Raw genomic sequence first — 14,928 nt, 5'->3', positions numbered from 1 at the left:
ATAGATTAGAAAAGAATCCATAATGTGATTCCTGAACAGATTAAACCGACAGACCAAAAGACAAAATCAATTTTCCATTCAGACCAACCACACATTTCAAAATGGTGATGAATTGGTGACATTTTAAAAATCCGTCGACCAAATAATTTAAATGAAGCAACTTGTAAAATAACACTTGCTGTTTCACAAACGTAGACAAGTCCAATTAAAAGTAGCGTCCATTCTTGATGCAAAATAATTGAAATTGCTGCTAACAATCCACCTAATGCTAATGAACCAACATCACCCATGAAGATTTTTGCTGGTTTTCTATTATAAGGGAAAAAGCCAATCAGACCACCAATCACACTTAGGCAGATAATCACAACATCAAATTGTTGTTGTTTCCAGGCAATAATTGCATAAGTACCAAATGAAATTGTTCCTAAACCAGCAACTAAGCCATCAATCCCATCTGTCAAATTCACGGCATTAGAAAAACCGACTAACCAAAAAATAATAAACACGCCATAAAAAATACCTAACGGAACTTCTGCTACTCCAAACAAATCTAAGGTGTCTGAAAAGCCTTCACTTCGATAAACAAAGTAGAAAACCAACCCACCAAAAATTTGACCAATTAATTTTTGACGAGAGTTCAAGCCCATGTTCCGTTTTTTAAAGACTTTTATGAAATCATCTAAATAACCTAGCAAACCGTATAATACTAAAATAAATAGAATAATTAGTAGAGACGGCGTAAATTGGTGGAAAAACAACCCCATTGCTAATGAAGTAATCAAGCTGGCTACAAGGAAAACGACTCCCCCCATTGTAGGGGTACCTGTTTTCACGCTATGCCAAGTTGGGCCATCTTCACGAGTAACCTGCCCTTGTTTTTTCATTTGAAAATAGCCAATGAATAGTGGCATTACGCTCACTGTAATGGCAAAACTCACCACTATGGGAATAAAAATCTGTGTCCACTCCATGTTATCTCTCCTAATTATTCTACGTTATTATTCTGTGCCTTCTAAAGTCACGGTTAATTTTTTCTCCGTAATTTCAGTTTCAGCAGCGATACTTTGTTTCGTCACATAGCCTTCACCTTTAAACTCGACAGTCAAACCTAATAGATCGCCAAACTTGGTAACATCGCTCTTCGACCAGCCGGTTAAATCAGGCATATAGTTCGTTCCGTTTGTGATCAAAATCAATTTTTGATTAGGCATTAATGTTTGACCAGACGGCGTTGATTGTTTCTTGATTTTTTCACCATCGCCGATAATCACAGGATCCACCCCGTTCACTTTGGCATTGGCCAACGCTTCCGCTGGCGTCATGTTTTTATAATCAGCAACTGTGACTTTATCAGAAGCTACTTTCGTTGTTTCCGGATCTGTCTCTTTAATGTCTAACGCTAATTTCATTAATGGGTTTGCAATTGCCGCCATTGCTTCTGAAGGCGAACCTGATTTTGCTTGTCTAAGTGTAATATACAAAACATATTCAGGATTATCCGCTGGGACCATTTCCACTACAGAAGACAAGACTTGACTTGCTCCATCAACGTACCCTTTACCATCTGAAATCTGGGCAGTTCCTGTTTTGGCAGCAACATGATAGCCTGGCACTTTATAAATATCATACGCAATCCCGTAAGTCGGGTCTTCAACAGTATCAATCATGTACGTACGAATCTGTTGAGCTGTTTGCGCTTTGATTGGGGTTCCTACGATTTGTGGTTCCGTAATCGTTTCTTTTCCTGTATTTTTGTCAACAATTTTGCTGATGTAATGAGGTTGCAACATTGAACCGTCATTTGCAATAGCTGAGAAACCTTTCATCATTTGGAAATTAGTAACCGTAATTGCTTGACCAAATGCCGACATTGCTCTATCTACAAAGTTTGTTCCTGGCAATTTACCAGCAGATTCACCACTTAAACCTGAATGCGTGCTCGTACCAAAACCAAATTTTTTCAAATACTCCATCCATTTTTCATCACCCATTTTTTGTTCTAGTTTTACCATACCAATATTACTAGACCAAGAAATGGCTTGACGATAATTCAAATATTCTTTGCCGTTCAACCGAGTGTAGTCATGGTCATTCACAGTTACATCCCCAACCTGAATTCCACCAACACGATTGAATAATTCATTAGGATTAAACTGTCCTTGTTCCATAGAAGCAGCTGTTGTAAATAATTTGATTGTTGAGCCTGGTTCATAAGGACTTTCAACTAATAGGTTCTGCCACGTGCCATTATCGTCTAACCCTTGTTTCGTTTCAGGATTAAATGTTGGCCGTTGAGACATGGCAACAATTTCGCCTGTTTTTGCTTCCATTAACATGGCAGTCATAGAAACTGGTTCATATTTTTCATTAACTTGCGTCATTAAATCTTCTAAGGTATTTTGCAAGCGACTATCTAGCGTCGTGTAAATATCTTGACCATCCACTGCTTTTTTCTCTTCCGCCACAGTTCCTGGTAAGGCATTGCCATAAATATCTTTTTCAAAATACACACGGCCATCGGTTCCACTTAAAATATCATTATAGGTCTGTTCTAGTCCCATTGCGCCTACTAAGCCTTCTTTATCATCATCTGGATTGGCTGCTTTTGTATAGCCAATAAAGTGAGAAGCAAACTGACCATTGGGATATAATCTGGCTGGATGTTCATTGAAATAAACACCTGAAATTTTTTTCTTTTTCAAATCTGCTTCAATTTTTTGGCGTGTTTCCAAGGTGATGTTTTGACCACCCGTACCAAATTCCACTTGATATTGTGTTGACCCATCTTCATGGATCCCATTATTCAAGTATTTCAATGCTGTTTTTTTGTCTAGTTTGGTATATTTCGCTAAAATTTCAGCAATATCATCGAAGTCTTTTTTCTCCGCATATAGCTTTTCATTATTTTGTCCCGTATATTTTTTTGATAATACGACATATAACGAATAGGAAGTAGCATCTTCTGCAATTGGATTACCATATCGATCTAAAATTGATCCTCGCTTAGCTTTTACCACTTGGCTTCCTTCATATAGAGAAGCTGTTTTTTCCTTTAGTGATACACCGGCTACTTTGCCTGTTGCCACAATGTATGTCGTTCTAAAGGCAAATAAAAAGAACAATCCAATACTCGTAGCGAATAAAATGATGCCTACTTTTTTACGATTGTTCATCGGATTTAAGTTTTTCTTTTTCATGAATTGTTTAAATTTATGTCTTTTACTCATTATTTAACAGTCCTAACATTGTCGCCGTTATTTTCTAGTCCTTGTTTTTTAGCGACATCTTTGATTCGATCTGATTTAGAAAGTTCGCTTCTTTCTTGTTCCAATTTCAAAGCGTTATCTTCCTTTTCTTTAATGACTGCTTGTGTTTCTGTAATATCGTTCATGGTTTGGACAATTGTCGTTCTTACTTGAATTGTCGCAATTGCAATACCAATCGTTGCACAAACTAATACAACACCGATTAATTTTTCTAGTAAAGAGACATTTTTTAGTTTCTTTTTGGGTAATAGAGTGGGGACAGGTAGTGTTTCCTCTTGCATTTTTCTGTCTTGCTCTGTTGCCACAATTGGCTGATCCATTTCTGGTGCTTCATAATGGAAATCATTTACTTTCTTCAATTCAGCCATGTGTCTACCCCTCTCTCTATCTAGATTTTATTTTTTCGGCAATGCGTAACTTCGCACTTCGTGAACGATTATTCTCAGATAACTCACTGTCACTTGGTAAAATTGGTTTTCTGGTAATTACTTTTAATTCTGGTTGAAATTCTTCTGGTACCACTGGAATGCCTGGTGGCAAATCTTGTACCGTACTGTATTCTTTAAACATTGTTTTAACAATACGATCTTCTAACGAATGGAACGTAATCACACTGATTCTGCCATTTTTCGCTAGCAAATCAATTGCTTGTTCTAGCGACTCTTCAACTGCCCCTAATTCATCATTAACGGCAATGCGAATTGCTTGGAAAATTCGTTTTGCAGGATGTCCACCTTTGCGTCTTGCTGGAGCTGGAATCGCCGTCTTAATAATCTCAACGAGTTCACCTGTTGTTTCAATTGGTTGCTTTTCACGAACACGTTCAATTTCTCGAGCAATCTGTTTCGAAAATTTCTCTTCCCCATAACGAAAGAAAATTTTTACTAACTCACTATAGCTATACGTATTCACCACTTCGCGAGCCGTCAAGGGTGCGTCTTGATCCATGCGCATATCTAAGGGCGCGTCTTGATGATAGCTAAAACCACGTTCCGCTTCATCTAATTGTGGTGAAGAAACACCTAAATCGTATAGAATCCCATCAACATGGAACACCCCGTGTTCTGCCAATTCTTCTTTAATATTTCTAAAATTTGATTTGATGAAGGTCACTTGACCTTTGTCTACATATTTCTGCAAACGAGTCTTAGCATGTGCCAACGCTTTTTGGTCTTGATCAAAGGCATATAAATGACCGTGCTCATTCAATTGTGTCAGTAAGTATTCACTATGTCCGGCACCACCGAGTGTGCAATCTACGTATACGCCATCCGGCTTCACTTGTAATCCATCCACTGTTTCTTTTAAAAGAACGGTGTAATGGCGAAATTCTTCAGTCATCATTTGCCTCATTCCTAAAATCCAAAATCAATCATTGTTTCTGCTAATTCATCAAAGTTTTCTTCAGCTTCATCAGAGAATGCATGCCAACGTTCGTCACTCCAAATTTCAATTCGGTTAGAGACGCCGATAACAACACAGCCTTTTTCTAAACTGGCATGTGTTCGTAAATTCGCTGGAATATTGATACGACCTTGCTTATCAATCTCACATTCTGTTGCAGCGGAATAAAAGAATCGTACAAAGGTACGTGCATCTTTCTTAGCTAAGGGCATTTCTTGAAGTTTTGCTTCAAGTTGTGACCATTCATTTAAAGGATAACCAAATAAACAGCCATCCATCCCTCTCGTTACCACAAATTTTTCACCAAGTTCCTCACGAAACTTTGATGGAACGATTAGGCGGCCTTTGGCATCGATATTATGTTGGTATTCACCCATAAGCATAGCCAATACACCCGCTTTTCCACTTGATAGAACAAGTCTACCACATCCCACCACTTTCTACCACTATAAATCTAAAAACTTCTATTTTTTAACTGTTATTTAAAATTTCTGTAATATTTACAGGGTTTTATGTAACAAGCATCACCCAACAAAAAATGTTATTATAACAAGGTTTTTACTATGTTTTTTTATAAAATAACCCCACAAATAACAAAAAAACCCCACGGAGTGGGGAGTTGTGGGGGACATTTTCCCACAGCGTATTTCCCCTATTGTCTCCACGCTTTATTACAGTAGATAATGACTGATATTTAGCAAGATAAGCAACACATACAACACAAACGTTAGTAAAAACGTCAACCGCCAAAACATCTTGAAATATCGTCTATATAAAATCTCTCCATAATAATAAGCTTGAAACAGGGCAACAGCGACTCCTAATAACAAAATAGAAATCACAAAATACGGCATAATCGATTCATCATAACTATCTTTGGATAACTCATGGATCCCTATGAATAAAAACGGAATGGCCAAATCCGGTGCTTTTATTTTCCAACGTTCCGTTAGGGAAAAAGTGGACACGAGAAAATTGCACGCAAAGAGCACAATTACCGGAAAAATATACCAAAATAACATTATTGCCGAAAACGACACCATTCTCTCAACAAATCCTTTCATTCCACCTGCTATAACTATACTTCATCAACGTTACACAGATGTTTCATTTCGTTTAAATATATGTGCTAAAAGCCCTTTTTGCTTGCTTTTTCATATAAAAAACGGATTACTTATCAAACCATTTTCAAAACGAGGCCTCACCTATCGCGGCCACTTATTTTTGAATGTTTTTTATAAGCTTTTCTTCTCGTATTGTGTCATACTTCTATTATAATGGATTTAGAACAAAAAATGTTGATTCGGGGTGAATCTTTTGATTAATTATTTATTATTGAAAAATGACTATTTTGAACCTTGTTCACCAGACGATGAAGCCCTAAGTTGGATTTCGGTAGAATCTCCTACAGAAGAAGAAATCGAGCGTCTCGTCAATCAATACCACTTACCAACAGATTATCTTACCGGCGTTTTAGATGATGAAGAAAATGCTCGAGTGGAAGGTTTCCGCCACGAAAAATTACAAACGCCTACGTTACTTTTATTTCGTTATCCCAAAGCTAGTATCAGTCCTAGTGGCTATCTGCAAGTAGAAACGGTGCCAATTGCTTTAATCGCAACCGTCGATAACAAACTAATTACTGTTAGCAATGGGCCTAACGACATCGTTCATGGAATTCAAAAAGAGGCGTTCACCCATCAAGATCTTTCTATTGAGAAGGCCTTAATTTTAGCCCTTTCATGGAAGATGGCCCTTTCCTTCAATAAAAACTTACAAGCACTTATCCAACAAACCAACAAACTTGAAGGAGAGCTCCAAGTAGCCACAGAAAATAGTCAATTGTATCAGATTATGGACATTCAAAAAAGTCTAGTTTATTTTGAAGCAGCTTTAACGGATAATTTAAAAGTATTAAAACGTTTATATAGCGCTGAAATTTTTAATCATCCAGAAAAACATTTGCCATTTTTAAGGGATATTCTGATTGAACTAGAACAAGGACTGAATACGACTAAAATACAACTAAAATTAGTTGATAACATTAGTAATACTTTTTCAGCAATCGTTTCAAATAACTTAAATAATGTCATGAAAATTTTAACATCCTTAACAATTGTCCTGACCATTCCAACCATCATCGGAGGAATTTACGGCATGAATGTGAAACTCCCTTTTGCAGAGCATGAATATTCCTTTTGGATTATTTTTGCCATCACTACCTTAATCTGCATAATTAGTATTCGAATTTTAAAGAAAAAGAATCTCTTATAACTTTAGGTTGCTGTTTTCAGGAAAAGGTTGTACACTATTAGCAGAAATTAAAAAGGACGTGTCATTTATGAACGACAAAGAACAAAGTCGCTTTTCAAAAATCACGAAAGTCGTGGTTTGGCTAATGCTGATCGCAATTGTAGGTTCAACTGTTTTAACAGCAATTCTTAGTCTTTAAACTGGAGAACTTTTTCACACATTAAAAGTAAAAAAACAGTCCCTTCTATCAATTGAAGGGGCTGTTTTTTTACTTGCTCAAATAGAGCGGCTATTTTTTCGCCATCGCCAACAGCTCTTGTGCATGTTCAATGGTTAATTTCGTAATTTCACTTCCTGCGAGCATACGTGCAATTTCGTTTACTCGCTCTTTTTCAGATAAAATTCGGACGCTTGTTTCTGTCCGACCCGCCACAATTTCTTTTTCAATAAAATAATGTTCATCAGCAACGGCTGCCACTTGTGGCAAGTGCGTGATACACAACACCTGCGAATTTTCTGAAATTTGATAAATTTTATCGGCAATCGCCTGTGCTACCCGGCCACTGACTCCTGTATCCACTTCATCAAAAACAATACTAGTGATCCCTTGCGTTTGAGAAAAGATTGTTTTCATAGCCAACATCACTCGCGAAAGTTCTCCGCCAGAAGCCACCCGAACTAACGGTTTTAATGGTTCCCCTGGGTTAGTAGTAATATAAAATTCTACTCCGTCTAAGCCATTTTCTTGTAAATGCTCAAGTTCTGTAAAGCGGACTTCAAATTCCGTTCGCTCCAAATATAGTTCTTTTAATTCGGTTAAAATTTGTTGTTCGAGCTCTTTGGCTAGGCGCTTTCGTTCTTTTCGCAAAGCTAACGCTTGTTGATGAGCCGCTTGTTGTTTCTCTGCAAGCAACGCTTCTAAGTCACCTGTACCGCCTTCCAAAAAATCAGCCTCTGCTAACTCTTTGGTAATTTCTTCATAGTAAGATAAAATCGTTTCGATCGAATCACCATATTTACGTTTCATTTGACGGATTAATTCCAAACGATTTTCTACTTCATTCAAGCGGCCTTCATCTAGTTCTAAGCCATCAATCAACCTAGAAAGATCTCCACTAGCTTCTTGTAGTAAGTAGTAGGCATTTTGAACAGTATCTGACAATGATTTATATTCTGGATCAAGGGATTCAATCGAAGCGAGTTCATTCATACTTGTTCCGATTTTATCCAAACTACTATCGTCTTCACCATTTAGCGCGGCATAACTAATCGTCAGTGCATCAGCAATCTTTTGAAAATTGTTCAGTTTATTGCGTTCTTCTAGCAATTGTTCTTCTTCGCCAGCGACTAACTGTGCACTAGCAATTTCATCACTTTGAAAATGAAGCATGTCCATTCTTTGGGCAAATTCTTTTTCATTTTTTTGTCGCTTTCTGACTTTGGCTTCGAGTGCGCGATACTCTTGATACGCCTGTGTATATTTTTCTTTGACTGCTAAAAGTTTTTTCCCACCAAATTCATCTAACATATCAATATGGCGTTCACTTTGCATCAATTCTTGATGTTCGTTTTGGCCATGAATATCTACTAAATATTCTCCAATTCTTTTTAAATTAGTAATGTTGACAATCCGTCCGTTGACACGGCAAACATTTTTACCAGAAGCGGAAATATCTCGTTGAATCACTAAAGAATCTTCTTCTGTTTCAATACCTAATTCTTCTAATAATTGCTTTAATTCTTGACTTTTCGGCATTGAAAAAAGTCCTTCTAAGGTGCATTTATTTGCTCCTTGACGAATATAGTCACTGGAGCCACGTCCGCCTGTGAGTAATCCCATTGCATCAATAATGATGGATTTCCCCGCACCCGTTTCTCCCGTTAAAACGGTCATACCCATTTGAAACTCTAATTGTAACGAAGAGATAATCGCAAAATTTTTCACGGAAAGTTCTTGTAACATCTTGTTCACCTCATTCTTTATAGATAGCTTAACAGCTCTTTATGAAGTTTTTCTGCTGCTTCCTCAGTTCGTGCAATCATGAGAACACTATCATCATCGTTGATGACGGCAAAAAGTTTCTCTTGGTAATTCTTTTCGATTAAACTACCACACGCCGCCGCATTGCCAGGAATGGTTCGTAATACGACATATTTTTCCATTTGTTCTGCAGCTACAAAGGCATCTTTTAAAAGCTTTGCAAGTTTAGCACTCGTATTAGCTTGTGTTTCTAATGGAAGGCTATATCGATAACCCCCTTCTGCAGAAGGAACTTTGATCAGTTTCATATCTTTAATGTCGCGAGAAATCGTTGCTTGTGTAACAGCTACGCCCTTTTCTTGTAAATAGTGGACAAAATCTTCTTGCTTTTGAATATTTTTTTCAGTCAATAAACGTGTAATTAAACGGTGTCTATCTTGCTTTCTCATGGCGCCGCTCTCCTTTTCAGTTTACTCTTGCCCTCATCATAGCTTATTTTTATGCATTTTAAAAGATGAATTACTAGATTTATACAAAAAAGAAGCTTTCACCTATAGGCGTCCACTTCTTTCTTCTAACTTTTCTCATCATTCCGCTAATTTTTGATGCGCATGCGCGACAACTTCTTCAATGGATTCTGTCGCTTGATAGGATCCTTCTCCCTCAACAGAAACTAAATGTGCCAAAAATTCAATGTTTCCTTCGCCACCAGTGATTGGTGAAAAATCCAAGTTTTTCACATCATAACCGTTATTCATGGCAAAGCGTGTAATTTCCTCCACAACCATTTGATGGGTTTCTGGATCACGCACGATTCCTTTTTTCCCAACAAACTCTTTGCCAGCTTCGAATTGTGGCTTAATTAACGCCACCACACTACCACCTTTTTTCAAAATATCATGAAGAGGTGGCAAAATTAAGCGTAATGAAATAAAGGAAACATCAATCGTTGCAATATCCGGCACCCCTTCGGTGAAATCTTCAGGTTTACTATAGCGAAAATTGGTACGTTCCATTACCACCACGCGTTCATCTTGCCGAATTTTCCATGCTAGTTGGTTATAGCCAACATCTAAAGCGTAACTCAAACGAGCCCCATTTTGTAAAGCAACATCGGTAAAACCACCTGTGGAGGAACCAATATCTAGCATTGTTTTGCCTTGAACGTTGATTGCAAAAACATTTAGTGCCTTCTCTAGTTTTAAGCCCCCACGAGAAACATAAGGCATTACTTGGCCCTTAGTATGTAAGGGTGTCTCCACAGAAATTTTTTCCCCTGGTTTATCTAAACGTTCATTTTTATCATTGTAAACCAAACCAGCCATCACGCTGCGTTTGGCTTTTTCTCGTGTTTCAAATAGTCCTTGATTAAACGCCAAGACATCGACGCGTTCTTTTTTCATAAGTGCCTTCTTTCTATCTCAATTGTAACTGAGTTAACAAGTTTGCTAAATGTTCTTCTGAAAAGTTGGGAACATTTGCTTTGATTTTTTCTAAAACAGCGCTGCCTTCTGCTAATTGATGTGTTAGCGCATCTTTCGCGCCAGCAATCCCTAGAAGAGCTGGATACGTACTTTTATTCAACGCTTCATCTCGGCCTACTTTTTTACCTAAATCTGCTTCTGTACTTGTGGCATCTAATAAGTCATCACGAATTTGAAAAGCCAAGCCATAGTGATGCGCAAACTGTGTCAGTAAACCAATGACTTCTTCTGTTTGATTGGCTAATACGCCCCCAGCAATTAAGGCGAATTCAATTAGCGCTCCAGTTTTCTTTTCATGAACAGCCGCTAACTCTTCTAAAGTCAAGCTGACTTTTTCTCCTTCAATATCACCCATTTGGCCGGCAACCATGCCTTGATTCCCCGCTGCCTTTGCCAGTTGTTGCATCAGTAAAACTTTTTCACTTAAGCCTAATTGGCTCAAAGAAAGTAACTGAAATGCACCTGTTAATAAGCCGTCCCCTGCTAAAATGGCAGTCGCTTCACCAAACACTTTATGATTGGTTGGTTTGCCACGACGTAAATCATCATCGTCCATTGCTGGTAAATCATCATGAATTAATGAATACGTATGAATCATCTCTAAAGAGGCAGCCACTTGATAGTCTTGTGTTTCCATCTCTTTTTGAAAAGCGGCCACTGTTGTTAACACTAATAGCGGGCGTAATCGTTTGCCACCTGCGTGTATTGAGTAGAGCATTGCTTCTTTCAAACGCTCATTTTCAGTATATTCTGCGATAAAATCGACCATGACTTTTTCAACCAACGGTAAATGCTGTTGACTAAAATTCGTCATTACGCTTCCTCGCTCTCTTCAAAAACAATTTCTTCATTGTTTTCTGTCATCATTTTCGTTAAAGTTTTTTCCGCTTTTTCCAATGTATCTTGACATTGTTTACTTAATGCCATGCCCTCTTGAAAGGCAGCTAAGGCTTCTTCCAAAGGAACATCTCCTCGTTCTAAGCGCTGAACGATTTCTTCTAAGGCATTTAATGATTCTTCAAACGTTTTTTCTTTTGCTGGCATGTTAAAACTCCTCTTTTTTCGCTGTTATTGTTTCGACGTTTGCTTGAACTGTACCGTCAGCATAATGAATCGTTAATTGATCTGCTGGCTGTAACTCGGTAACAGTTTTAACGACACGGTCCTCTTTTGTAGTATAACTATATCCTCGACCCATAATTTTGAGTGGGCTGAGTAAGTCTAATTGTTGAACAGCAGACGTGAATTGCTTTTGTTTGTTTAGGAACAATTGTGTCATTTGTGTTTGCAAGTTTCGTTGTAAAAATGCCAATTGTTGCTGACTTTCTCTTAATTGTCCCTTTGGTGTCTGTTGTTGCAATTGAGCGATAATTCCTTGGGCTTGACGTTGTTTTTGGTGATGAATCGTTGTCATTGCTTGGAAAAGACGTTGCGTCATTCGATCTAATTTAATCGTTTGACCTTCATAAAGCCGCTCAGGTTGCTTAAACACATAAGAATTTTGTAGTCGTTGGAAACGTTCTGTTCGTTGTTGTAAGAGATATAAAAAGCTTTGTTCTAAACGACTACGCCGTTCACTAATTCTTAATAGTTCTTCATTTAAAACTGGTACCGCTAGTTCCGCTGCTGCCGTTGGCGTTGCTGCACGAACATCTGCTACCATATCGGCAATTGTCACATCTGTTTCGTGACCAACCGATGAAATAATCGGTGTGGTGGCAGCATGAATGGCCCGAGCCACTTTTTCTTCATTAAATGGCCATAAATCCTCGATTGAACCACCGCCACGGCCGATGATCATCGTATCAAAATCGCCTTGCGCATCGGCTCGCTGAATGTTCCGCACAATGTCATCCGCCGCCTGCTCGCCTTGAACCAAGGTTGGAAAAAGGACCAGTTGTGCAATCGGATACCGTCTTTTGACTGTCGTAATGATATCCCGAATAACAGCACCACTAGGACTTGTAACCACAGCGATTCGTTTGGGATAACGAGGCAACTGTTGTTTAGGCCCTTCAAAAAGTCCTTCTTTTCCTAGTTTTTCTCTTAATTCTGCCAATGCTTGATAAAGTGCACCTACACCATCTGGTTCCATATGTTCAATATAAATTTGATAGGAGCCGCTGTTTTCATAAAGCGAAATCCGCCCCACCACCATGACTTTCATGCCTTCTTTTGGTTGAAACTTCAATTTTTGAAAGGCTGATTTAAACATAATTGCAGAAATCTTCGCATGGTCATCTTTTAAACTGAAGTACTGATGCGCGTTCGCTCGGAAGCGAAAGTTCGAAATTTCACCTGTTAAATAGACACGTCCTAAGTAAGGGTCTGCATCAAATTTACGTTTTAAATACTTCGTTAAGGCTGTTACTGTTAAATATTGTTGCGTCATTTTTTCACCTTACTTTTGTTTTTTTGCTGCCTCGACTGTTTGATACATTAACATGGTAATCGTCATTGGGCCAACACCTTTGGGAACCGGCGTGATATAGCTTGCAATTTCAGAAACTTCATCGAATGCTACATCACCAATCAGTTTTCCTTCTTGATTGCGATTCATACCCACATCAATCACTACCGCACCTGGTTTCACGAACTCTTTGGTGACAAAATGCCCGCGTCCAATTGCTACAACTAAAATATCCGCTTCTTTTGCAACTTCTGCTAAATGTTCAGTTTTAGAATGGGCAATCGTCACGGTCGCATTTTTCATTAACAATAATTGTGCCATTGGCTTGCCAACAATATTGCTTCGACCAATAACCACCGCACGTTTACCTGTTAAATCAATATCATAGGCTTCAAACATCTTCATAATTCCATACGGCGTGCAAGGAATCATTTCAGGTTTGCCTACAAACAAACGGCCTAAATTCATTGGATGGAACCCATCTACATCTTTTTTGGGATCAATCGCTAATAAAATCTTTTCTTCATCAATATGTTTTGGCAAAGGTAGTTGTACAAGAATGCCATGAAAGCGTGAATCTTGATTATATTTGTCAATCTCAGCCAATAATTCTTCTTCTGAAATAGTTTCTGGTAGTTTTTCGACCTTTGACAGAATGCCAATTTTGGCTGCTGCACGTTCTTTATTTCTCACATACGTTTGGCTGGCAGGATTTTCCCCAACTAATAAAACAACTAATCCTGGTTGGATGCCTTGTTGTGTCATCTTTTCTACATCTTTTTGAATCTCTGCTTGCATTTGATCTGCTAATTCACGACCGTTAATTACTGTACTCATTCCTTCGCTCCCTCTATTGTTTCTTTACTTCTTTAATAGTATTTATTTTAGCATATAACCCAGTATCTTAACACCAGTTAGATAGTAAAAAAAGATTCAGAGCTTACGCCTCTGAATCAATTTCTTTCATTACATTTGATAACACACCATTAACAAATTTACGTGAACGGTCGTCGCTGTATTTTTTACTTAACTCAACGGCTTCATTTAATGCCACAATGTTTGGCACATCTGAAACGTATAGCATTTCAAAAATAGCTAAACGTAAAATAACAATATCTATTTTTGCTAAGCGTTGCATAGACCAGTTATTACCTAAATGGTTCGTAATCACTTCGTCTAGTTCTGCTTTGCGGCTACACACACCGCCGACAAGTAAATCTAAATACGTAGGGACTAGGTCTTCGCCATCTTCACTGACGATTTCCCGATTATCATAAGCCAATGCATAATCAATGGCATCTTGTTTGGTTAAATCAGCATTAAAATCTAAAGGAAAAAGGGCTTGGAGCGCTTTTTCACGAATCTCGTGACGGGTTAATTCTGTTTTACTCATTCTCTTCTCCATCTTCATCTTCTGGGAATAATTCATTTAAGTCTGGTTGAGGGATTTTTTCAGGTACTACCGCTACAACATGAATATTCACTTCAACTAAATCAATATCTGTCATAAATAAGACTTGTTGTTTCACACGGTCTTGCATTTCTAACGCAACTTTTGGTACAGAAACACCGTAGTTCAAGTAACAATAGATATCGACTTTTAAGCCTTCTTCTTCTGTTCGTAAATATACACCTTTGCCGTGTGCTGCACGGCCTAATAATTCATTCACATTATTGGCAAACGTGCCGCGCATCCCATAAACGCCCTCTACTTTTGAAGCAGCGATTCCGATAATTACTTCAATGACTTCAGGAGCGATCACGATTTCTCCTAAAGAATCGTTTGCATTGATTACAAGATTTTTTTCTTCTGACATTTGGTTGTCCTCCTTATCTATTACGCACAAAATCGTTAAATAAACGATTTATTTGATGAATCACTAAGTCTCTTAAGGATTCTCTTTTAAGCAACGGATGATTCTTAAAAATTAAAACAACACTGGTTTCTTCAGTTAGTTGTGAAAGAACGTCCAAATTTTGCTTATCAATACTCGTTCTTAGTTTATCATTAATTAGCCTATTTCGCTACCAGAAAAGCTAAGTTCTGACTAAAAGAACAGATAATTTCTTGTCATAAATTTCTAATTCAAGCCTTTAGACGTAAAAATAAGAAAGACCAAGTAATTTTGG

The 14,928-nt window shown here is 37.9% G+C and carries 17 protein-coding genes; 2 read left to right on the top strand and 15 right to left on the bottom strand.

Going from position 1 to position 14,928, the window contains the following annotated elements:
• Window positions 1–5 precede the first annotated feature (5 nt).
• The 6 genes from mraY to IGL56_RS03740 all read right to left on the bottom strand — a co-directional run bounded on the left by mraY (window position 6) and on the right by IGL56_RS03740 (window position 5,734).
• Window positions 6–971: a phospho-N-acetylmuramoyl-pentapeptide-transferase gene (gene mraY / locus IGL56_RS03765; protein ID WP_002355894.1), complete on the bottom strand. Its 966-nt coding sequence runs from the start codon at window positions 969–971 to the stop codon at window positions 6–8.
• A 27-nt stretch (window positions 972–998) separates the two neighbouring features.
• Window positions 999–3,227 carry a penicillin-binding protein gene (locus IGL56_RS03760; RefSeq protein ID WP_002381310.1) on the bottom strand — a complete coding sequence of 743 codons (2,229 nt, stop codon included), beginning with the start codon at window positions 3,225–3,227 and terminating at the stop codon, window positions 999–1,001.
• Complete coding sequence (gene ftsL / locus IGL56_RS03755; RefSeq protein ID WP_002355892.1) at window positions 3,227–3,634, bottom strand: cell division protein FtsL; 408 nt, start codon at window positions 3,632–3,634, stop codon at window positions 3,227–3,229. Before ftsL ends, IGL56_RS03760 begins: the two co-directional genes overlap by 1 nt.
• 16 nt (window positions 3,635–3,650) lie before the next feature.
• Window positions 3,651–4,607: a 16S rRNA (cytosine(1402)-N(4))-methyltransferase RsmH gene (rsmH, locus tag IGL56_RS03750; RefSeq protein ID WP_002355891.1), complete on the bottom strand. Its 957-nt coding sequence runs from the start codon at window positions 4,605–4,607 to the stop codon at window positions 3,651–3,653.
• A 14-nt stretch (window positions 4,608–4,621) separates the two neighbouring features.
• Complete coding sequence (mraZ, locus tag IGL56_RS03745; protein ID WP_002383402.1) at window positions 4,622–5,107, bottom strand: division/cell wall cluster transcriptional repressor MraZ; 486 nt, start codon at window positions 5,105–5,107, stop codon at window positions 4,622–4,624.
• Window positions 5,108–5,341: 234 nt separating this feature from the next.
• The gene (locus IGL56_RS03740; RefSeq protein ID WP_002383401.1) at window positions 5,342–5,734 is read right to left on the bottom strand and encodes a DUF3397 domain-containing protein; all 393 of its coding nucleotides are present in this window, start codon (window positions 5,732–5,734) and stop codon (window positions 5,342–5,344) included.
• A gap of 244 nt (window positions 5,735–5,978) precedes the next feature.
• Here IGL56_RS03740 and IGL56_RS03735 point away from each other — a divergent pair, with 244 nt between their 5' ends.
• A complete protein-coding gene (locus tag IGL56_RS03735) occupies window positions 5,979–6,944 on the top strand; it encodes a magnesium transporter CorA family protein (RefSeq protein ID WP_002386196.1) in 966 nt (321 codons plus the stop codon).
• Window positions 6,945–7,011: 67 nt separating this feature from the next.
• Complete coding sequence (locus IGL56_RS03730) at window positions 7,012–7,122, top strand: DUF4044 domain-containing protein (protein ID WP_002383399.1); 111 nt, start codon at window positions 7,012–7,014, stop codon at window positions 7,120–7,122.
• 90 nt (window positions 7,123–7,212) lie between these two features.
• On the opposite strand, the gene recN is transcribed toward IGL56_RS03730, so the two are convergent.
• The 9 genes from recN to IGL56_RS03685 all read right to left on the bottom strand — a co-directional run bounded on the left by recN (window position 7,213) and on the right by IGL56_RS03685 (window position 14,615).
• A complete protein-coding gene (recN, locus tag IGL56_RS03725) occupies window positions 7,213–8,886 on the bottom strand; it encodes a DNA repair protein RecN (RefSeq protein ID WP_002386195.1) in 1,674 nt (557 codons plus the stop codon).
• Window positions 8,887–8,903: 17 nt separating this feature from the next.
• Window positions 8,904–9,353, bottom strand: coding sequence for an arginine repressor (locus tag IGL56_RS03720; RefSeq protein WP_002355883.1), 450 nt, complete (start codon window positions 9,351–9,353; stop codon window positions 8,904–8,906).
• A 138-nt stretch (window positions 9,354–9,491) separates the two neighbouring features.
• On the bottom strand, window positions 9,492–10,307 hold the full coding sequence (locus tag IGL56_RS03715; protein WP_002355880.1) for a TlyA family RNA methyltransferase: 816 nt from the start codon (window positions 10,305–10,307) through the stop codon (window positions 9,492–9,494).
• A gap of 13 nt (window positions 10,308–10,320) precedes the next feature.
• Window positions 10,321–11,202, bottom strand: a complete 882-nt coding sequence (locus IGL56_RS03710; protein ID WP_002355879.1) for a polyprenyl synthetase family protein — start codon at window positions 11,200–11,202, stop codon at window positions 10,321–10,323.
• The gene (locus IGL56_RS03705; protein ID WP_002355878.1) at window positions 11,202–11,432 is read right to left on the bottom strand and encodes an exodeoxyribonuclease VII small subunit; all 231 of its coding nucleotides are present in this window, start codon (window positions 11,430–11,432) and stop codon (window positions 11,202–11,204) included. The genes IGL56_RS03710 and IGL56_RS03705 overlap by 1 nt, the downstream gene beginning before the upstream one ends.
• Before the next feature lies 1 nt (window position 11,433).
• The gene (gene xseA / locus IGL56_RS03700; protein ID WP_002355877.1) at window positions 11,434–12,780 is read right to left on the bottom strand and encodes an exodeoxyribonuclease VII large subunit; all 1,347 of its coding nucleotides are present in this window, start codon (window positions 12,778–12,780) and stop codon (window positions 11,434–11,436) included.
• A gap of 9 nt (window positions 12,781–12,789) precedes the next feature.
• The gene (locus IGL56_RS03695) at window positions 12,790–13,635 is read right to left on the bottom strand and encodes a bifunctional methylenetetrahydrofolate dehydrogenase/methenyltetrahydrofolate cyclohydrolase (protein ID WP_002355876.1); all 846 of its coding nucleotides are present in this window, start codon (window positions 13,633–13,635) and stop codon (window positions 12,790–12,792) included.
• A 103-nt stretch (window positions 13,636–13,738) separates the two neighbouring features.
• Complete coding sequence (nusB, locus tag IGL56_RS03690) at window positions 13,739–14,191, bottom strand: transcription antitermination factor NusB (protein WP_002355875.1); 453 nt, start codon at window positions 14,189–14,191, stop codon at window positions 13,739–13,741.
• Window positions 14,184–14,615, bottom strand: a complete 432-nt coding sequence (locus tag IGL56_RS03685) for an Asp23/Gls24 family envelope stress response protein (protein WP_002355874.1) — start codon at window positions 14,613–14,615, stop codon at window positions 14,184–14,186. The genes nusB and IGL56_RS03685 overlap by 8 nt, the downstream gene beginning before the upstream one ends.
• Window positions 14,616–14,928 lie beyond the last annotated feature (313 nt).

It is taken from the genome of Enterococcus sp. DIV1316a (assembly GCF_050536915.1).
GTDB classification, from domain to species: domain Bacteria; phylum Bacillota; class Bacilli; order Lactobacillales; family Enterococcaceae; genus Enterococcus; species Enterococcus faecalis.
The sequence above is the reverse complement of the archived record's forward strand: the minus strand, read 5'-3'. Positions and strand labels throughout refer to the sequence as shown.